Genomic DNA, 18,803 nt, shown 5'->3' on the forward strand with positions numbered 1-18,803 from the left:
TCGATCATCGACGATCGTTTCCCCTGGGCGCGGCCCGGACTGTCCGGCCGCGGAGTGAGGGGAATCTTCCGTGGCTTCCGTGGTGCGTTCTTCGCGGCTGAGATCCAGACGTGGCGTGGTTTTCCTCGTGCTGGCCGTGGCGTTCGGGATCCTTCCCGCCACGGCCTTTTTGCGTCCGCCGCCGGCCGCCGCGGACACCGTCGCGCAGGTGCCGGACACCGCGCCGGACGAGGCGACCGCGGCGCGCTACGCCGGCCAGGCCCGCAAGCGCGTCCAGGTCACCGGGCAGACCACCGAAACCGCGGAGACGTTCGCCAACCCGGACGGCACCTTCACCCAGACCCGGCACGTGCGGCCGGTGCGGGTCAAGCAGGGCGCCGGCTGGCTCACCCCCGACTCGACCCTGGTGCCGACGGACGGGGTGCTCGCGCCCAAGGCGGCGACCACCGGCATCACGCTCTCGACCGGCAAGCGCGCCGCGGTGAAGTCGGCGGGCGCGCAGCCGCTGCTGCGCTTGACCCGGGACGGCACGACGGCCGGGTTCGACTGGCCCGCGGCGCTGCCCGAACCGGTCGTCACCGGCTCGACCGCCACCTACCCCGAGGTCCGGCCGGGTGTCGACCTGCGGGTCGAGGTCGACGTCGACACGGTCCACGAGGTGGTCGTCGTCAAGACCCCGGAGGCGGCGAAGAGCCTGGCGAAGCTCGACTTCGGCGTCCCGGTGCAGAACGGCGCCGTGACGAAGGACGCCGACGGCGCCCTCCACGTCCGGGACGCGAAGGGCGACGAGAAGTTCACCGCCCCGGCGGCCACGATGTGGGACTCGTCCGGGGTCGAAACGGCGACCCAGGACTTCACGCGCGGTCCCGCCCCGGCCGGTCACCGGGCCGCGGTCGGGGTCGACCTGGCCGGGTCGAAGCTGACGCTGACGCCGGACCCGAAGCTGCTCACCGGCGCCGACACGGTCTATCCCGTCTACGTCGACCCGACCTGGCACGACAACTACTGCGGCGCGTGCGGCCGGAACCACTACCTCGTCCAGTACGCGTGCGGCGCGGGCAAGACGCCGGGTGACGCGGTCTGGGACAGCGACGACAACCTCCGCGCCGGGTACGTCAACGACGGCCGGGCGCAGTGCAGCAACGGCTCCACCCTGGTCACCGCGCGGTCCTTCGTCGAGATGAACCTGGGCGGGCTCGCCGGGAAGAAGATCTACGGCGCGTCGCTGAACCTCACCCTGACCAACGCGGGCAACTGCTCGGCGACCAACAACGTGGTCTGGGCGGGCGGGATCAGCGCCGGGCTGAAGTTCAACAGCGGGCCGGCCTGGTGGAACACCGTCGGCACGGTCGGCGGCAACTGCGGCGGCGACGTCAACCACGCCGGCTTCGACATCACCTCGACGATCAAGACCTCCGTCGAGGACAACGCCTCGCCCACGTGGACGTTCGGGATCGTCTCCCCGAACGAAGGCGACCCCGCGACCTGGAAGCGGTACTCGACCCAGGTCGGGTTCTCGGTCACCTACAACTCGAAGCCGAACCAGCCGAAGAACCTCGCGATCTTCAACGGCACCCAGTCCTACCCCTGCGTCCAGGGCGCGTCGCGGCCGGTGCTCGGCCCGACCAGCACGGGTTACGTCACCCGCGCCAACGTCTCCGACCCGGACGGTTACGCGCTCGACGCCCGGTTCCGCGTCTACAAGGGACTGGTCAGCAAGGGCAGCGGCAACTACACCTGGGACGGCCTGGAGTTCGGCTCGGACAACATCCTGAGCGACCCGAACCAGGCGAACCGCAACGCCGTCACGACGCTGCCCAAGACCGAGATGAACGCCGACGGCTTCTACTCGTGGGACGTGCACGCCAGCGACGGCCGGGAAACGTCCTGGGCCGTGCCGTGCGAGGCCGAGGTCGAGCTGACCCCGCCCGCCGCGCCCACCATCGCGTCGCAGACGTACCCGGCGGGCTCCTCCGGCGGCGGCCCCGGCCGGCCCGGTGACTTCACGTTCCGGGCGGCCGGCACGGCCGCGCCCGTCGACCACTACGTCTGGAAGCTCGACAACAGCGTCGCGCCGAGCTGCAACGGCACCGAGGCCGGCACGGTGAAGCCGGCGGCCCTCAACGGGCCGGGCACCACCGCGATCGCGCCGGGCACCTCGGGCTCGCACGTGCTCAGCGTGTGGGCCTGCAACCGGGCGAAAACACCGTCGAACCGCGTCGACTACGCGTTCACCGTCAAGGACGCCGCGGCCCCGGTGGCCGCCTGGCAGTTCGAGGGTGACGGCCGGTCCCAGGTGGCCGGGCTGCGCTACGCGGGCGTCGGAACCGGCAACTTCGCCGCGGGCAAGCTCGGCCAGGCCGCGACCGTGACGGGCCAGTCCGGCGACTACTTCGCGACCAGCGCCCGGGTGCTGGACCTGGCGAAGTCGTTCTCGGTGTCGGCGTGGGTCAACGCCGCCGACCTGAGCAGCCGGCGGGCCGTGCTCTCCCAGGACGGCGACCAGAGCAGCGGGTTCGTCCTGCAGTACCTGGAAACCGGCAAGTGGGCGTTCAGCCTGAGCAGCGCGGACGTGGCGAGCCCGGTGGTCACCTCCGCCGTGTCGTCGGCCGCGCCGTCGGCCGGCGCCTGGACCCACCTGGCCGGTGTGTACGACGCCACGGCGCACACCGCGACGCTGTACGTCGACGGCCAGGCCCAGCAGACCGTCACGGCCACCGCGGCCGGCGGCACGGGGCCGCTCGTCCTCGGCGCCGCCAAGTCCGGCGCGGTCCGGAGCTACCTGTTCAAGGGGGCGCTCGACGAAGCCGCGGCGTTCGGCCGCGCACTGTCCGCCTCGGACGTCGCGGCGCTCTACGGCCAGAACGGCGTCCCCGCCGGTCTGTCCGCCGCTCGCGAGTACACATTGGACGGTGACACGAGCGACGCCACCGGCACCGACGGCACGCTGACCCTGACGAACCTCGCCTACGGGCCGGGGTATTCGGACGCCGCCGGTCAGTCCGCGACCGAGGACGGCATCGGGCACTCGAGCGGGCAGGCGCTGGTCGACCAGGGACCCGGCTACGCCACCACGACCGCGCCGGTGGTCGACAGCAGCCAGAGCTTCTCGGTCTCGGCGTGGGTGAAACCGGACGACGCCAACTTCTACACCCTGGCCGCGCAGATGGGCACCAAGGGCAACGCCTTCCAGCTCAGCATGTCCACGACCACCATCGGGATCGGCATGAGCAGCACCGACACCGCCGATCCGGCCGCCGCCGGCTGGCGGTGGGCGACCGCGCCCGTCGGACCGGTCGTCGGCGTGTGGACCCACATCACCGGGGTTTACGACGCCGTCGCCGGGAAGGAGCGGTTCTACGTGAACGGCGTCCTGGCCGGCGAGGTGGCGATCACCGCCGGCACCGCGTGGCGCGGCAACGGCCCGTTCACCGTCGGCAAGACGGCCGACCAGGAGGTCGGCGTCTACCGCGGGTCGACCGACCAGGTCCAGGTCTGGGACCGCGCGCTGCCCGCGGCGGAGGTGGCCGGCCTCGCGAACACCGCCGTGCTGCGGGCGAACTACCAGCTCGACGGCACCACGGCCGACTCGGTCAGCGGCACGGCGGGCACCCCGTCGGGCGGGGTCACCATGACGACCGACGACGCGGGCGCGAACGTCGCCCGCTTCGACAAGTCGTGGACGGGGCAGATCAACGGGGTGCGCCCGGCGAACCTGCGCAGCGACCGCAGTTTCACGTTCGAGGCCTGGGCGAAGCACACCTGGACGGCGGCCGACGCCGCAGCCGCGGCGCAGGCGGATCCGTCCAGCGGCGGGGTGGACCTGCCCGGCCGGCAGATCGTTTCGGTGGATTCGGCGACGTTCTCGCCCTACATGTTCGGCTACAACGCCGACACGAAGGACACCAACGGCGTCCACCACCCGCGCTGGTCGTTGACGATGACGTCGTCCACGGCGACACCCGCCTCGCCGCAGGCGTGGTTCGTGCTGTCGCCGGCCGACGTCGTGAACAACGAGTGGACCCACCTCACGGGCACCTACGACGCGACCACCAAGACCGCCTGCCTCTACGCGGCCACCGACGAGTACCAGTACACGCCGGCCTGCGTGGCGAACGTGACCGGCTGGAACGGCGCCAACCCGCTCGACGGGCTGCTGCTCGGGGCCACCGAGTGGAGCGGCCAGCACGGCGGTCACTGGTACGGCGACCTCCGCGGCGTCCGGCTGTACAGCGGTGTGCTCGACATGCAGCACATCAACGCCGACGTCGTCCTCGACCACCCCTAGTCCTCCCCGACCCTTCGCAGAACGGGCAGATTTCCCATGCGCAGAAGTGCCAGACGGGCCGGGCTGGGCCGGTCTTCCCGGGTCACCGCGGCCGTGCTCGCGATCACCATGCTCGCCTCCGGCGGGACGGCGGTCGCCGCGCCGGTGACACCCGGCGGGTGGTCGGTTCCGGCGGGACCGAAGGAAAAGAGCATCCCGGTGAGCCCGGTGGCGACCGGGAAGGCGCCGGACATCAAGATCGGCACACCGCCGGTCGTGCCCCCCGTGTGGCCGGTCGCCAAGGACGTCGACGTCGACCTCGCGCCGGCCGCCGCCCAGCAGGTGCAGGCCGCGGACACGGCGGTGCGGCTCAGCCGGGTGGCGGCCGCGGCCGCCACCGCCAAGCCGGCCAAGGTGCACGTGAAGGTGGCCGACCACCAGGCGGCCGAGGCGCTCGGGCTCGACGGTGTGGTCCTCTCGGTCACCGGCGCCACCGACGGCCCGGTCCGCGTCGGGCTGGACTACGGCGGGTTCGCGAACGCGTTCGGCGGTGGCTGGGGTGACCGGCTGCGGCTGTTCACGCTGCCCGCCTGCGCACTGTCCACACCGGACAAACCCGAATGCCGCAAGCGCACGCCGATCGAGGGGTCGGCCAACAACGCCAAGACGCGCCAGGTGACGGCCGACGTCGCCCCGGGCGCGCAGCGGACCCAGGTGCTCGCGGCCGCCGCCGCGGCGGACGGCTCGGGCGGCTCGACCACGGCGATGCCGCTGTCGGCGGCCGGCGACTGGTCCGCCGGCGGCTCGGGCGGCGACTTCTCCTACAGCTACCCGTTCGCGGCGCCGAAGGCCCCGAACGGCGCGGCGCCGAACCTCGCGCTGTCCTACTCCTCGGGCAGTATCGACGGCCTGACCTCGGCGACCAACAACCAGGCGTCCTGGATCGGCGACGGCTGGGACTTCACCCCCGGCGGCTTCATCGAGCGCAACTACAAGGGCTGCAGCGAGGACCTCGGCGGCAACAACGGCCAGACGAAGACCGGCGACCAGTGCTGGAGCCTCGACAACGCGTCGCTCGTCCTGGGCGGCCGGTCGACCCAGCTGATCAAGGTCGACGACACCCTGTGGCGGCCCAAGAACGACGACGGGTCCAAGGTGGAGCTGCTGACCGGCGCCACCAACGGCGTTTCGCACGGCCAGCACTGGCGCGTCACGACCGGCGACGGCACCCAGTACTACTTCGGCCTCAACCACCTCCCGGGCTGGACCACCGGCAAGCCGGAGACGCAGTCCGCGTGGACCGTGCCGGTCTTCGGCAACAACGCCGGTGAAGACTGCTACAAGGCGAACGACTTCGCGCACTCCTGGTGCCAGCAGGGGTGGCGCTGGAACCTCGACTACACCGTCGACCCGCACGGCAACGTAAGCACCTTCTACTACCAGCCGGAAAAGAACTCCTACGGGCTGAACCTGAACGTCACCACCGCCGGCACCTCCTACGTCGCGGGCGGTTACCCGCTGCGCGTCGAGTACGGCCTGCGGCTGGCGGACGGCAGCGTCTACGGCAGCGGACCGACGAACCAGGTCACCTTCGACACGGCCGAGCGGTGCATCCCGGACGCGTCCTTCGACTGCGCGCCGGCGAAGCTCACCGCCGCGAACGCCGCGCACTGGCCGGACGTCCCGTTCGACCAGATCTGCGCCGAGGGCGCGACCTGCGACTACGGCGCGCCCGCCTTCTTCACCCGCAAGCGGCTGACCGCGGTCCACACCCAGTACTTCACCGGCACCACGCCGAGCGACATCGACCAGTGGGACCTCGTCCAGTCCTACCCGGGTTCGGGTGACGCCGCGCCGCCCGCGCCGTGGCTGAACTCGATCACCCACACCGGCAAGGCCGGCGCCACGCCGATCACCCTGCCGCCGACGGTCTTCGACCGGTACATCTTCCCCAACCGCGTCGACACGCTCGGCGACAAGTACGCGGCGATCACCCGCAGCCGGCTCAAGACGATCGAGACCGAGACCGGCGGGCGGGTCTCCGTCGTCTACTCGGCACAGGACTGTGTGCCGGGCACCAAGATGCCCGCGTCACCGCAGACGGACAAGTACCGCTGTTTCGCCTCCTACTGGAGCCCGCCGGAGTCGAAGGACCCGGTGCTGGACTGGTTCCACAAGTACGTCGTCACCGACGTCACCGAGGACGACGGACCGGGCGACTCGGTCCCGGTCGAGACGCACTACTCCTACCCGGCCGACACCGCGGCCTGGCACTACGACGACAGCCAGTTCACCCCGGACGACCGCCGCACGTGGAACCAGTGGCGTGGTTACAACCTGGTGACCACCTCGATCGGCGCGCCGGGCACGACGCAGACCGTCACCGAATCCCTGTACCTGCGGGGCATGGACGGCGAGGTGGTCACCGACTCCGACAAGGGGACCTTCACCGACAAGGACCCGTTGCAGGGGTTCGTGCGCGAGTCCCGGACGTTCCTGGCGGACGGCAAGACCGTCGACTCCTCGTCGATCAACGACCCGTGGTTGCGCGGCCCGACCGCGACCAGCTCGGACGGGCGCCTCAAGGCGTACCTGATCGACACCCAGGCCGTGCGCGGCCGCACGCTCCTTTCGGACGGCACGACCTACCGCCGGACGCAGGTGAACAAGGAGTTCAACGAAAACGGGATGACCACCCAGGTCGAAGACCTGGGCGACACCTCGACACCCGCGGACGACACCTGCACCAACACCGTCTACGTCGCCAACGCCGCCGGGATGTTCGACCGGTCGAGCACGGTGGCCATGTTCGGCGGGAACTGCGACGGGACGCAGACGGCGGCGAACAGCATCACCGACGTCAAGGTGGCCTACGACCACCAGGCCGTCGGCGAGCCGCCGACCAAGGGTGACATCACCGAGCAGGACACGCTCGACACCTGGGACGGCAGCGGCAAGCACTACGTCGCCACCACGCAGGACACCTACGACGACCTCGGCCGCGAGACCGAGGCGAAGGACGTGTTCGGCAACCTGACCAAGACCGAGTTCGTCCCGGCGGCGGGCGGCCCGGTCACCCAGATCAAGACGACCAACCCGCTCGGCTGGACGTCGACGACGACCCTCGAGCCCGCGCGCGGCAACCCGACGAACTCGTCCGACGTGAACAGCGTCACCACGGACATCCTGTACGACGCGCTGGGCCGGAAGACGTCGGTCTGGAACCCGGGGCGGCCCAAGAGCCTGTCCGCGTCGGCGACCTTCGAGTACGGGCTGAGCAAGACCGGCCCGATCTTCGTGCGCACGAAGACGTTGCAGGACACGGGGTCCTACACCGACGCGTACACGATCTACGACCGGCTCGGCCGGACCCGGCAGACCCAGGTCCCGGCGCAGGGCGGCGGCCGGATCATCACCGACATCCTCTACGACTCGCGCGGCCTGCAGTTCAAGACGAACGCGCCGTTCTTCAACGACGCCTCGGGGCCGAACGGCACGCTCGTCGCGGCGGCGGACAACGTGGTGGTGGCGCAGACGGTCACCGAGTTCGACCGGCGGGCGCGGCCCACCGCGACGATCCTGATGTCCGGGGGTGTCGAGCAGTGGCGGACGAGCACCCGGTACGACGGCGAGCGCACGACGACGATCCCGCCCGCCGGCGGCTCACCGTCCACAGTGGTCACCGATGCCCAGGGCCAGACCGTCCAGCGGCTGCAGTACACCAACGGCTACACCCCGGGCGCCGCGAACCCGGCCGACGTCACGACCTACGCCTACAACGCCGCCGGCGCGTCGACGTCCGTGCAGGACTCCTCGGGCAACGTCTGGTCGACCAAGTACGACCTGCGCGGCCGAAAGATCGAGCAGAACGACCCGGACGCGGGGAAGTCGACGTCCACCTACGACCAGGCCGGGCAGCTGAAGTCCACCACGGACGCCCGGAACCAGACGCTCGTCTACACCTACGACACGCTCGGCCGGAAGGTCCGCGAGAACAAGGACTCCGAAACCGGCACACTGCTGGCGAGCTGGACCTACGACACGCTGCCGCACGGCCTCGGCCTGCCGGCCTCGTCGACCCGCTGGGACGGCGCGGACGGCTACACCAACCGCGTTGTCACCTACGACGCGTTCAGCCGGCCGACGAAGACCGCCGTCGACATCCCGGGGCCGGCCGGTGACCCGCTCAAGAACACCTACGAGTTCTCGACGAAGTACACGGCGACCGGCGCGGTCGCGGAGACCGTGAGCCCGGCGGCGGGGAACCTGCACCAGGAGCACGTCTTCCACGAGTACACCGACCTCGGCCTGCCGTCGAAGACCTACACGATCGACTCGACGACCGGCGCGCGCACGGACCTGGTCTCCTCGACCGGGTACACCTCGCTCAACGAGATGTCGACAATGCAGCTCGACGGGGAGAAGTCGGCGTCGAACGTCGGCGTCACCCAGACCTACGACCAGGTCACCCGCCGGCCGCAGACCACGACCGTCAGCCGGGAGACGCAGATCGCGCCCGAGCTGACGAAGCGGACCTACACCTACGACCCGGCGGGCAACGTCCGGAAGATCGCCGACACACCGGCCGGCGCGTCGGCCGACATCCAGTGCTTCGACTACGACTACCTGCAGCGGATGACGGACGCCTGGACCCCGACGTCGGGTGACTGCGCGGCGGCCAAGTCGGCGTCCGCGCTGAGTGGCGCGGCGCCGTACTGGAACACGTACACGTTCGACAAGACCGGCAACCGCAAGACGCAGGTCGAGCACAAACCGGCCGGCGACGTGACGACCAACTACACGTACCCGGCGTCGGGCGCGAGCGCGGTGCGGCCGCACGCGCTGCAGGCCACGAGCGCGGCGGGCCCGACCGGCACGGCGACAACGGCGTACACCTACGACGAAACCGGGTCGGTCAAGACGCGCAACGTCGGCGGCAACACGCAGACGTTCACCTACGACGCCGAAGGCTACACGGCGACCGAGACGGACCCGTCGGGCCAGAGCTCGTACCTCTACGACGCGGACGGCAACCGCCTGGTCACCCGCGACCCGACCGGCACGACGCTGACGATCGGCGACCTGGAGATCGTCCGGGCGGCGGGCACCCAGGCGGCGACGGCGATCCGCTTCTACTCCCACGGCGGCTCGCTGGTGGCCGAGCGCGCGGGTTCGGCGGGGCTGAAGTGGATGCTGGGCGACCTGCACGGCACGAACGGCCTGTCGATCACGCAGGGGACGCTGCAGCCGACGCAGCGGTACACCGACCCGTTCGGCAACGTCCGCGCGCAGACGTCGACGTGGCCGGACAAGCACGGTTTTGTCGGGGGTTATCAGGACACGACGGGCCTGACCCACCTGGGAGCGCGTGACTACGACCCGACGACGGGCCGGTTCACGAAGGCGGACCCGGTGCTGACGCCGGACCTGCCGCAGACGTTGAACGCATACGCGTACGCGAACAACGCACCGGCGACGGAGTCGGACCCGACGGGCCTTTCGGCTTGCCACAGCATGGGTTCGGACGGGCTGCTGTGCAATGCGGGGACGCCGCAGGCCGAGGGCTGCTCGTGGAACCCGAGCTGCAACGTGCAGGGCCACCACACGCAGCAGGAGATCGACAAGCACAACGGCAAGTACGCGCGTGACGACACGCTCAACAAGGCCGGCATCAGCGAAGCCGCGTACAAGGACGCGCAGGCGGTGGTGAAGAAGTCCAAGTGGGACGTCTTCGTCGAGGCGGCGGGCGAGCTGATCAAGGGCCTCATCGGCTGGGACGACATCAAGGACTGCGTGACGCAGGGCGCGTTGGGCGCGTGCGTCCGGACGATCATCAACTTCATCCCGTGGGGCAAGGTCCTCAAGGCCGGCGAGATCATCGCGGACTTCTGGAAGGGCGCCAAGGCGCTGATCACCTTCGGCAAGGAGGTGGAGAAGGCCGAGAAGGTCATCGTCGACACGGAGAAGGTCCTGGCCGACGCTGACCGGGCGGCGAATGCGGCTGCGGATGCGGAGCGGGCTGCTTCGGAGGTGGCCCACGGGGCCGAGGAAGCCAAGGGTGTCGAGGCTGCCGGGGCGCCGCCTGAGCAGGTCGTCAATCTGCCCGAAGAAAGCGCACCGAAGCCGATGAAACCGGAACATGCCCTCCAGGCATGGTCCGACCACCTTGGCGAGGGGCCCCACACCAACCTGCATCCCAGAACTGGTGCGGTGGATCCCAACCGGCTGGTTTCCGCAGACGGGCGTCGTAGCATTCGCATGGGTGACCATGAGATGAACAGCAAGCCGACCAAGTTTCACTTCCACCTGGAAACCTGGGATTGGAACTCGGTCACCAACGTCTGGACTGTGCGCAACGTGATGCAACGAGTGCCGCTAAAATGACCGCATGCGGGTAGAAGTCACAGCCGTGCTCGATCCGGACCGGCGTCTGATTCACTTCGAATCAGCCGTCGGTTCGGCCGACGCGTTCGTGCACGGTACGGCCCCTTTGGTACGGGGGGTGCTCGATGTCGAGGTCGACATCCCAGACGAGGTGGAGAGCTGGGAGGTCGTGGAGGGCGGTCAAAGTGCTGTCGTCGGCGACGAGAACGGGCGTGTGCGAATCGTTGGGGAAGTACTCAGTTTTGATGTCGAAGACAGGATCGTCTCGCTGCGCGTTGGCGGTGACGTACTCCTTGTTGAGCTTGCGGATCGGCCGGTGGAAAACCTCGTCGGGGCAAGGCTGTCCATGGATGTGCCGCAGATTCACTTATATGAACTGAATCTTTGAGATTTGCGAGGGGCTAGGTCAGCAAAGCGGTCACGGCGGCATGCGCCTTCTCCGCATCGGGCGCATCCCCGGTGATCACATCGGTGTACACAAAGGACTCCCCGATCCGCACCAGCAGATAAGCCAGATCCGGCACCGGCAACGGCGGAACCAACCGCCCAGCCGCGACCTCGCCCGACAACAGCGACTCCAGCTCCGCCGTGGTCCGCCGCTGGCAAACACTCGCCCGGGTCGTCAACAGCCGCAGCGCCCGCTCAGGCTCCCGGCGCAAAAAGTCCCGGAACGGCGGCGACTCGTTCGCGAACCGGACATACCCACTGACGAAGTCCGCCACCCCGGCCGCGCCTCGCCCCACCGAAGAGGGCCAAAGCCGAGCGATCGAAGCCGCGGACAGCGACCACAGGATCTCCCCGAGCAGGAGATCCCGCGACCCCACCCGCCGGTGCAGCGTCGCCCGGCTGATTGACAGCGCCTCGGCCAGCTCGCCCATGTCCACGCGCCGGCCGGTCAGGAACCAGTCGCGGGCGAGGTCGAACGCAGCCGAGTGAGACATATGCCAGAATGTCTCACATCGCGGAGTGAACGGCCAGGAGGGACAGCGACATGCGCGCAGTGCAGGTGACGGAGTTCGGCGGACCCGAGGTGCTCACGCCGGTCGAGCTGCCCGATCCCGTGGCCGGCCCCGGCGAGGTCCTCATCAACGTCGATCGCATCGGCGTCAACTACGCCGACACGCACCAGGCCGAGAACAGCTACCTCGCGCCGTCGAAGCTGCCGCTCGTTCCCGGTGGTGAGGTGGTCGGGACGCACGATGGCAAGCGCGTGGTCGCCCTGCTCAACGGCGGGGGCGGGTACGCCGAAAAGGCCGTCGCGGCCGAGGCCATGACCTTCCCGGTGCCCGACGGCATCAACGACCTCACCGCGCTGTCCATGCTGGTCCAAGGCGCCACCGCCTGGGTCCTGCTCAAGAAGAACGCCCACCTCGAAAAGGGCGAGTCCGTCGTGGTGCACGCCGCCGCCGGGGGTGTCGGGACGATCGCCGTGCAGCTCGCCAAGGCGTGGGGTGCCGGGCGCGTCATCGCCACCGCCAGCAACGACGAGAAGCGCGCCCTCGCCCTCGAGCTCGGCGCCGACGTCGCCATCGACTCGCGTGCCGAGGACATGACCCAGGCGCTCATCGAAGCGAACAACGGCCGCCGCGTCGACGTGGTGCTCGACATGGTCGGCGGGAAGACGACCGACCAGAGCATCGCCGCGCTCGCGCCGTTCGGCCGGCTGGCCTTCTACGGCATGGCCGGGCGCGACAACCCGAAGCCGGTCGAGCTGCGCAACATCCTCGGGCACAGCACGACGATCAGCGGCATGTGGCTGCCGCACGTCTTCCGCCTGCCGGGCAACGTCTTCGGGACCGCGCTCACCGAGCTGTTCGAGCTCGTCGAAGAGGGCAAGCTCAAGGCGATCCCGGGCGGCGAGTTCGCACTCTCGGACGCCCGCGGCGCGCACGAGGCCCTCCGCTCGCGCAAGACCGTCGGCAAGCTACTGCTCGACCCCGGCAAGTAGGTGTTCCAGGGGTGCCGCCTTGTGGAGGCACTCCTGCCACTCCGCCTCCGGGTCCGAGTCGGCCGTGATCCCGCCGCCGACACCGAGGGAGATGGCGCCGGCGCGGATCTCGAACGTCCGGATCGCGACGTTCAGCTCCAGCCCGGCCACCGGGGACACCAGCCCGATCGCACCGGTGTAAACGCCGCGGCCGCACGGTTCCAGCTCCGCGATCAGGTCGAGCGCACGGATCTTCGGCGCGCCCGTCACCGAGCCGGGCGGGAACGTTGCCGCCAGCAGCGCGGCGTCGGAAACCGACGGCCGCAGGACGCCGGTGACCGTCGAATCCAGGTGCCAGACCCCCGGCGCCGGGCGCACCTGCAGCAGCGACGGCACCGTCACCGACCCCACCTCGCACACCCGGCCCAGGTCGTTGCGCACCAGGTCGGTGATCATCACGTTCTCCGCGACGTCCTTTGTGGACTGCCGCAGCAGCAGGGCGTTCCCGTCGTCGAGCGGCCCGCGCCGGGGGAGCGTCCCCTTGATCGGTGTCGAGCGCACCGAACGGCCGTGGCGCGCCAGGAACAGCTCCGGCGAGAACGACACCACCGAACCCCACGAGCCGGACAGGAAAGCTGCCCGGCGAGGCGCCAGCGAAGAAACTCCGGCTGCGAACAGCGCGGACGGCGACCCGGAGAACGAACCGCTGAACCGGCAGCAGATGTTGGCCTGGAACAGCTCCCCGGCCTCGATCGCGTGCACGCACGCCTTCACCGCGTCCCGGTGCTCCGAGGGCAACGGACGTCGCAGCGGCCCGGCTTCCCAAGAAAGATGCGGAATGTCCGAAGCCAGCAGCGACTCCATTGTGGACACCGAGGGCCCGCCGCCGTCCAGGGACTCCAGGTAGCACGTCCCCGAGGCGGACCACCGCAGCACGTGGTCCGCCCAGCCCCAGGCGGACGCGGGCAGCGCGCCGGTCCGGCCCGAGGGGTCCGCGAGGTCGTACGACAGGTACCCGAACCAGCCGCCGCCGAGCACGCCGGGCGGCGCGGAAATCTCTTCAGAAAAAGACGGAAGGTCTCCAGGCGAGACCGAAAGCGACGGCGCGATCACGGCCCGTGAGTCGAACCAGTCGCCGGACAACATCGCCGGCGGCGGCAGCCCGCGGGCACGCGCAAAAGCAGCCAGCACCAGCAGCGCGCGCGACGGTGTCACGTTCGTCTGAAGTGCCCTACTCGTCACGCGCATGGCGCCATACCACCACACGTCAAAGCAAAAGGTCGCCCAGTGTGAACGGGTACACGACGGCGTTCTGCTCCACCGGCCCCGCGATGCCCGGCACGTCCGGCGCCAACGCGTGCTGGTGGACGCCGAGCCGCGAGTGGAACCAGCCGGCCCGGCCGGGGATGCCGTTGTGGCGGATCAGCCACAGCACCACTTCGGAGTCGGCCCAGCGGTCCGGGTGCAGCCGGTGCTGCCAGCAGTCGTAGTCGGCGTACACCAGCACACGCTCGATCCGCGCGGCCTGCCGGACGTACTTGATCCACGCCTTGATGAACCGGTCGTCGACGCTCGGCGCCGCCACCTCGAGCGCCGGCGCCAGCGAGCCGGGGGAGAACGCGCCGAGCCGGCTGGCCGTCCGCACGAAGTGGTCGGCCTGGTCGTGCACCGCGCCGGGCCGCGCGTAGTGGCGGCCGCCGACGTGCAGCCCCGCTTCCTGCGCGCCGGTGAGGTTCCGCTCGGCGGCCGAACTGCTCCAGTTGACGTTCTCGCTGATCGTCACCGAGACGAACCGGTTCTGCGCGCCGCGCACGGCGTGCCAGTCGGCCACGCGCTCGCGGTGGGACAGCGAGATGCCGAGTTCGGCTTCCGGCTCCGTCACAGTCCGCCCCCGGCGCGCTAGATGAGAGCACACCATACGTCGCCGGGAGCGGACCCGCAGTGACTCACACGCGGTTGATCAGGCGTTTTCTTTTTGGAACGTCCGCGTGCCCCACCACACCGACAACACCGCCATCACGAGCACCACGACGCTGCCGGTGAACAACGCGTCCGTCGTGAAGTCGCCGCGGAAGGTGTTCCGCTCGACGTCCACCACGTGCCGGAACGGGTTGATCTGGGAAATCGTGTACAGCCACTTCGGCGCGACCCCGGCCGTGATCGGCAGGAGGATCCCGGAAAGCAGCAGCAGCGGGATGAGCACGGCGTTGAGCAGGGCCGGGAACGTCTCCTCGCTCTTGAGCGTCAGCGCCAGCGCGTAGGAGCACGACGCCAGCGACACCGCCAGCAGGAACACGATGACCAGGCTCAGCAGCACACCGCCGACCGGCGCGTCCAGGTCGAACGCCAGGTACGCCAGCACGATGATCAGCACGGCCTGGACCACGGCCTGCAGCGCGTTGGCCAGCACCTTGCCCAGCAGTAGCGCCCCGCGGCTGACCGGGGTGACGCGGAACCGCTCGACCACACCGGAGCGGTACTCGGCCAGCAGCCCGAAGCCGACGAACGAGCTGCCGAACAACGCCAGCTGGGCGATCAGCGCCGGGGTGAGCAGCATCCAGCCGTCCACTTCGGACAGGCCCTGGGCCTGCATCGCCTTGACCATCAGCGGGCCGAACAGGAACAGGTACAGCAGCGGCTGCATGATCCCGATCAGCACCCAGGTCGGGTTGCGCAGCGCCGCGGCCATGTCGCGGCGGAAGATCAGCCAGGTGTCATGCAGCACGGGTGCCCTCCTCCGCTTCGCGCAGCGAGCGCCCGGTCAGGGTCAGGAAAACGTCGTCCAGGGTCGGTCGGTGCACCTGCACCGACCGCATCGTGATGCTCTTCGTGTCCAGCGCGCGCAGCAGGTCCGGCAGCGCGACGTCGCCGCGCGGCACCCGGAACCGGACGGTCCCCTCAGTCACGGAAAGCTCGTGCGCGCCGGTCAGCCGTCCCGCGATTTCGGCGGCGTCCGCGGCCGCTTCCGGGTCGACCCCGACCTCGACGCGGTCGCCGTTGACCTGCGCCTTCAGTGCGTCCGGCGTGCCCTCGGCGACGATCCGGCCGTCGTCGATGACGATCAGCCGGTCCGACAGCGCGTCGGCTTCGTCCAGGTAGTGGGTCGTCAGGAAGACCGTGACGCCCTGTGCGGCGCGCAGCCGGCGGATGTGCTCCCACAGGTTGGCGCGGCTCTGCGGGTCGAGCCCGGTCGACGGCTCGTCGAGGAACACCAGGCCCGGCGAGTGGATCAGCCCGAGCGCGATGTCGAGCCGGCGCCGCTGCCCGCCGGACAGCGTCTTGGTCAGCCGCTGGTCGAGCCCGCGCAGGTCGAGCTGCTCGGCGAGCTCGGCGCCGCGCGCGATCGCGTCGGCCTTGGTCATCCGGTAGAGCCGCCCCTGCAGCTCGAGCTCGTCGGCGACCTTGCTTTCGGGTGCGCTGCCGCCGCCCTGGGCGACGTAGCCGATCCGCTTGCGCACCCCCAGCGGGTCGGCGAGCAGATCGCAGCCGCCGACGGTCGCGGTGCCCGCCGTCGGCTTCAGCAGCGTGGTCAGCATGCGCAGGGTGGTCGTCTTCCCAGCGCCGTTCGGGCCGAGGAAGCCGACCAGCTCGCCCGCTTCGACGTCGAGGTCGACGCCCTTCACCGCGTGTACTTCGCCCCCGGTGCGGCCCTTGCGGCGGAACCGCCGCTCGAGACCGCGTGCCGTGATCATGAGATCCCCTCTCCAGTAGTCAAGATTGACTAGCCAAGGTGCTCACTGTGCACCAGAAGAGTGCGCTAGTCAAACTTGATTACCGAGCGGGCGGCTCGCCGAAGGCGTCCCCGGACTCGTCGGCCATCACGTATTCGCCCGCTTCGAGCCGGGCGATCAGGCCTTCGAGCCAGGTGAGGCTCGTGTCGGTGATCCCGCCCCACAGCCGGTACAGCTCGCCGACGTGCTCGGGGGTGCCCTGCCCCATGTTCACCTTCAGCTCTTCCAGCATCAACGTCGCCTGCTGCTGTTCGGCCCGCAGGTGCACCAGCCGGTGCCGGAGCAGGTTGATCACGCGCGCGCGGGGCAGGGTGGTCATCAGCGAGATCGCCGCCGACAGGTCCGGGTGGTTGAGCTCGTGATCGGACAGCGCCTTCGACAGCAGCACCTGGTACTCCTGCTCGCCCTCGCCGGTGAGCCGGTAGGCGGTCCGGTCCGGACCGCCCTCGCCCGGCTCGACGTCGACCTGTTCCAGCAGGTCTTCGGCGGTCATCTTCTTCAGCGCGTGGTAGATCGAGCCGGGCTGGACGTTGGCCCACTTGTCCGCGGACCAGGTGAGCAGCTCGCGCCGCACCTGGTAGCCGTGCGCGCGGCCGTACATCCGCACCACTCCGAGCACGAGCAACCGTGTCGCCGACAACCGGGCCTCCCTCTCGACAAAGCGCGTGACGCCCTCCGTAGGCTAATAAGGTATGAGCACCCCTGTGTTGACCGCGGTGGCCTGGCCCTACGCCAACGGCCCCCGCCACATCGGCCACGTGTCCGGATTCGGCGTCCCGTCCGACGTCTTCTCCCGCTACCAGCGAATGGCCGGCAACCGGGTGCTCATGGTCTCCGGCACCGACGAACACGGCACCCCGATCACCGTCCAGGCGGACAAAGAGGACTCCACCCCGCAGCTGACGGCGGACAAGTACACCCGTCAGATCGGCAACGACCTGCAGGGCCTCGGGCTGTCCTACGACCTGTTCACCCGGACCACGACCGGCAACCACGCCGAGGTGACGCAGCAGATCTTCCTGGCGCTGCACCGCAACGGCTACGTCGTGCCGAAGACCACGCGCGGGGCGATCAGCCCGTCCACCGGCCGCACGCTGCCCGACCGTTACGTCGAGGGCACCTGCCCGATCTGCGGGTACGACGGCGCGCGCGGCGACCAGTGCGACAACTGCGGCAACCAGCTCGACGCCGCGGAGCTGATCAACCCGAAGTCGCGGATCAACGGCGAGACGCCGAAGTTCGTCGAGACCGAGCATTATTTTCTTGATCTGCCGGCGTTCACCAAGACCCTGGGTGACTGGCTGGGCACCAAGACCGACTGGCGCCCCAACGTCCTCAACTTCACCAAGAACCTGATCGACGACATGCGGCCCCGGCCGATCACCCGCGACCTCGACTGGGGCGTCAAGATCCCCCTCGACGGCTGGCGCGACCAGCCGCTGAAGCGGTTCTACGTCTGGTTCGACGCGGTGATCGGGTACTTCTCGGCCAGCGTCGAGTGGGCGCGGCGCTCCGGCAACCCGGACGCGTGGCAGGAGTGGTGGAACAACCCCGACGCCCGGTCGTACTACTTCATGGGCAAGGACAACATCACCTTCCACGCCCAGATCTGGCCGGCCCTGCTGTTCGGCCACAACGGCGAGGGTGACAAGGGCGGCGAGCCCGGCAAGTACGGCAAGCTGCACCTGCCGGACGAGATCGTCTCCAGCGAGTTCCTCACCATGAGCGGCTCGAAGTTCTCGACCTCGCGCGGGCGCGTCATCTACGTCGAGGACTTCCTGCGCGACTTCGGCCCGGACACGCTGCGGTACTTCATCTCGGTCGCCGGCCCGGAGACCCAGGACACCGACTTCACCTGGGACGAGTTCGTCCGCCGGACCAACTTCGAGCTGGCCAACGAGTGGGGCAACCTGGTCAACCGGTCCATCTCGATGGCGCACAAGAACGTCGGCGCCATTCCGCGTCCGGAGGCCCCGACGGCGGCCGACGAAGAGCTGAAGGCGCTGTCGCGCAAGGCCTTCGACACCGCGGGCGCGCACCTGGCCCGGTCCCGGTTCAAGCTGGCGGCGAGCGAGGCGATGAAGGTCGTCACCGCGGCGAACAAGTACATCTCCGACCAGGAGCCGTGGAAGCTCAAGGACGACCCCACGCGGCGCGACACCGTGCTGCACACCGCGCTGCAGGTCGTCTCGGACGCCAACACGCTGCTGACGCCGTTCCTGCCGCACTCGGCCCAGAAGGTCCACGAGGCCCTCGGCGGCACCGGCGTCTGGGCTGCCCAGCCGGAGCTCAAGGAGGTCGACGACCTCGACATCGCCGGCCGGGTCAACCCGATCCTCACCGGCGACTACGCAGGCGAGCAGGCCAAGTGGGAGTCGAAGCCGATCGAGGTCGGCAAGCCCCTGCAGAAGCCGTCGCCGCTGTTCACCAAGCTCGACCCGGCGCTCGGCGAGACCGGCCCGGAGTGGGCGCCGATCGTCAAGGAGTAAGAGGT

General features: G+C 69.7%; 11 protein-coding genes. 5 read left to right on the forward strand and 6 right to left on the reverse strand.

Going from position 1 to position 18,803, the window contains the following annotated elements; all coding sequences use genetic code 11:
• The first annotated feature begins 115 nt into the window (after window positions 1-115).
• Genes ACIA5G_RS40650 through ACIA5G_RS40660 form a run of 3 tightly spaced genes read left to right on the forward strand, consistent with a single transcriptional unit; the run spans window position 116 to window position 11,039 of the window.
• Complete coding sequence (locus ACIA5G_RS40650) at window positions 116-4,288, forward strand: LamG-like jellyroll fold domain-containing protein (protein WP_395933306.1); 4,173 nt, start codon at window positions 116-118, stop codon at window positions 4,286-4,288.
• Between the two features lie 36 nt (window positions 4,289-4,324).
• Window positions 4,325-10,651, forward strand: coding sequence for an RHS repeat-associated core domain-containing protein (locus ACIA5G_RS40655; RefSeq protein ID WP_395933308.1), 6,327 nt, complete (start codon window positions 4,325-4,327; stop codon window positions 10,649-10,651).
• Window positions 10,652-10,655: 4 nt separating this feature from the next.
• Complete coding sequence (locus ACIA5G_RS40660; RefSeq protein WP_395933310.1) at window positions 10,656-11,039, forward strand: hypothetical protein; 384 nt, start codon at window positions 10,656-10,658, stop codon at window positions 11,037-11,039.
• Window positions 11,040-11,052: 13 nt separating this feature from the next.
• Here the strand turns inward: ACIA5G_RS40660 and ACIA5G_RS40665 are convergent, their stop codons facing one another.
• A complete protein-coding gene (locus ACIA5G_RS40665; protein ID WP_395933312.1) occupies window positions 11,053-11,592 on the reverse strand; it encodes a QsdR family transcriptional regulator in 540 nt (179 codons plus the stop codon).
• A 50-nt stretch (window positions 11,593-11,642) separates the two neighbouring features.
• Between ACIA5G_RS40665 and ACIA5G_RS40670 the strand changes: the two genes are divergently transcribed.
• A complete protein-coding gene (locus ACIA5G_RS40670; RefSeq protein WP_395933314.1) occupies window positions 11,643-12,599 on the forward strand; it encodes a zinc-binding alcohol dehydrogenase family protein in 957 nt (318 codons plus the stop codon).
• Here ACIA5G_RS40670 and ACIA5G_RS40675 read toward each other — a convergent pair.
• The 5 genes from ACIA5G_RS40675 to ACIA5G_RS40695 form a co-directional block, all read right to left on the reverse strand.
• Entirely contained in the window at window positions 12,576-13,826 is a 1,251-nt protein-coding gene (locus ACIA5G_RS40675; protein ID WP_395933316.1) for an aminodeoxychorismate synthase component I, read from the reverse strand. The genes ACIA5G_RS40670 and ACIA5G_RS40675 overlap by 24 nt on opposite strands.
• A gap of 19 nt (window positions 13,827-13,845) precedes the next feature.
• Window positions 13,846-14,460: a glycoside hydrolase family 25 protein gene (locus ACIA5G_RS40680; RefSeq protein WP_395933318.1), complete on the reverse strand. Its 615-nt coding sequence runs from the start codon at window positions 14,458-14,460 to the stop codon at window positions 13,846-13,848.
• Between the two features lie 78 nt (window positions 14,461-14,538).
• On the reverse strand, window positions 14,539-15,303 hold the full coding sequence (locus tag ACIA5G_RS40685; protein ID WP_395933320.1) for an ABC transporter permease: 765 nt from the start codon (window positions 15,301-15,303) through the stop codon (window positions 14,539-14,541).
• Window positions 15,293-16,270 carry an ATP-binding cassette domain-containing protein gene (locus tag ACIA5G_RS40690; protein WP_395933323.1) on the reverse strand — a complete coding sequence of 326 codons (978 nt, stop codon included), beginning with the start codon at window positions 16,268-16,270 and terminating at the stop codon, window positions 15,293-15,295. The genes ACIA5G_RS40685 and ACIA5G_RS40690 overlap by 11 nt, the downstream gene beginning before the upstream one ends.
• A 79-nt stretch (window positions 16,271-16,349) precedes the next feature.
• A complete protein-coding gene (locus tag ACIA5G_RS40695) occupies window positions 16,350-16,949 on the reverse strand; it encodes a PadR family transcriptional regulator (RefSeq protein ID WP_395933325.1) in 600 nt (199 codons plus the stop codon).
• A gap of 52 nt (window positions 16,950-17,001) precedes the next feature.
• Here ACIA5G_RS40695 and metG point away from each other — a divergent pair, with 52 nt between their 5' ends.
• Window positions 17,002-18,798 carry a methionine--tRNA ligase gene (gene metG / locus ACIA5G_RS40700; protein WP_395933329.1) on the forward strand — a complete coding sequence of 599 codons (1,797 nt, stop codon included), beginning with the start codon at window positions 17,002-17,004 and terminating at the stop codon, window positions 18,796-18,798.
• The last annotated feature ends 5 nt before the right edge of the window (window positions 18,799-18,803 follow it).

Origin of the sequence: Amycolatopsis sp. NPDC051758, assembly GCF_044453095.1 — a bacterium.
In the GTDB taxonomy this organism is placed as follows: domain Bacteria; phylum Actinomycetota; class Actinomycetes; order Mycobacteriales; family Pseudonocardiaceae; genus Amycolatopsis.

Bases quoted from the DNA above. Each gene is read 5' to 3' on its own strand.
- metG (WP_395933329.1), top strand. From the start codon at position 17,002: ATGAGCACCCCTGTGTTGACCGCGGTGGCCTGGCCCTACGCCAACGGC.
- ACIA5G_RS40665 (WP_395933312.1), bottom strand. From the start codon at position 11,592: ATGTCTCACTCGGCTGCGTTCGACCTCGCCCGCGACTGGTTCCTGACC.
- ACIA5G_RS40670 (WP_395933314.1), top strand. From the start codon at position 11,643: ATGCGCGCAGTGCAGGTGACGGAGTTCGGCGGACCCGAGGTGCTCACG.
- ACIA5G_RS40655 (WP_395933308.1), top strand. From the start codon at position 4,325: ATGCGCAGAAGTGCCAGACGGGCCGGGCTGGGCCGGTCTTCCCGGGTC.
- ACIA5G_RS40660 (WP_395933310.1), top strand. From the start codon at position 10,656: ATGCGGGTAGAAGTCACAGCCGTGCTCGATCCGGACCGGCGTCTGATT.
- ACIA5G_RS40675 (WP_395933316.1), bottom strand. From the start codon at position 13,826: ATGCGCGTGACGAGTAGGGCACTTCAGACGAACGTGACACCGTCGCGC.
- ACIA5G_RS40690 (WP_395933323.1), bottom strand. From the start codon at position 16,270: ATGATCACGGCACGCGGTCTCGAGCGGCGGTTCCGCCGCAAGGGCCGC.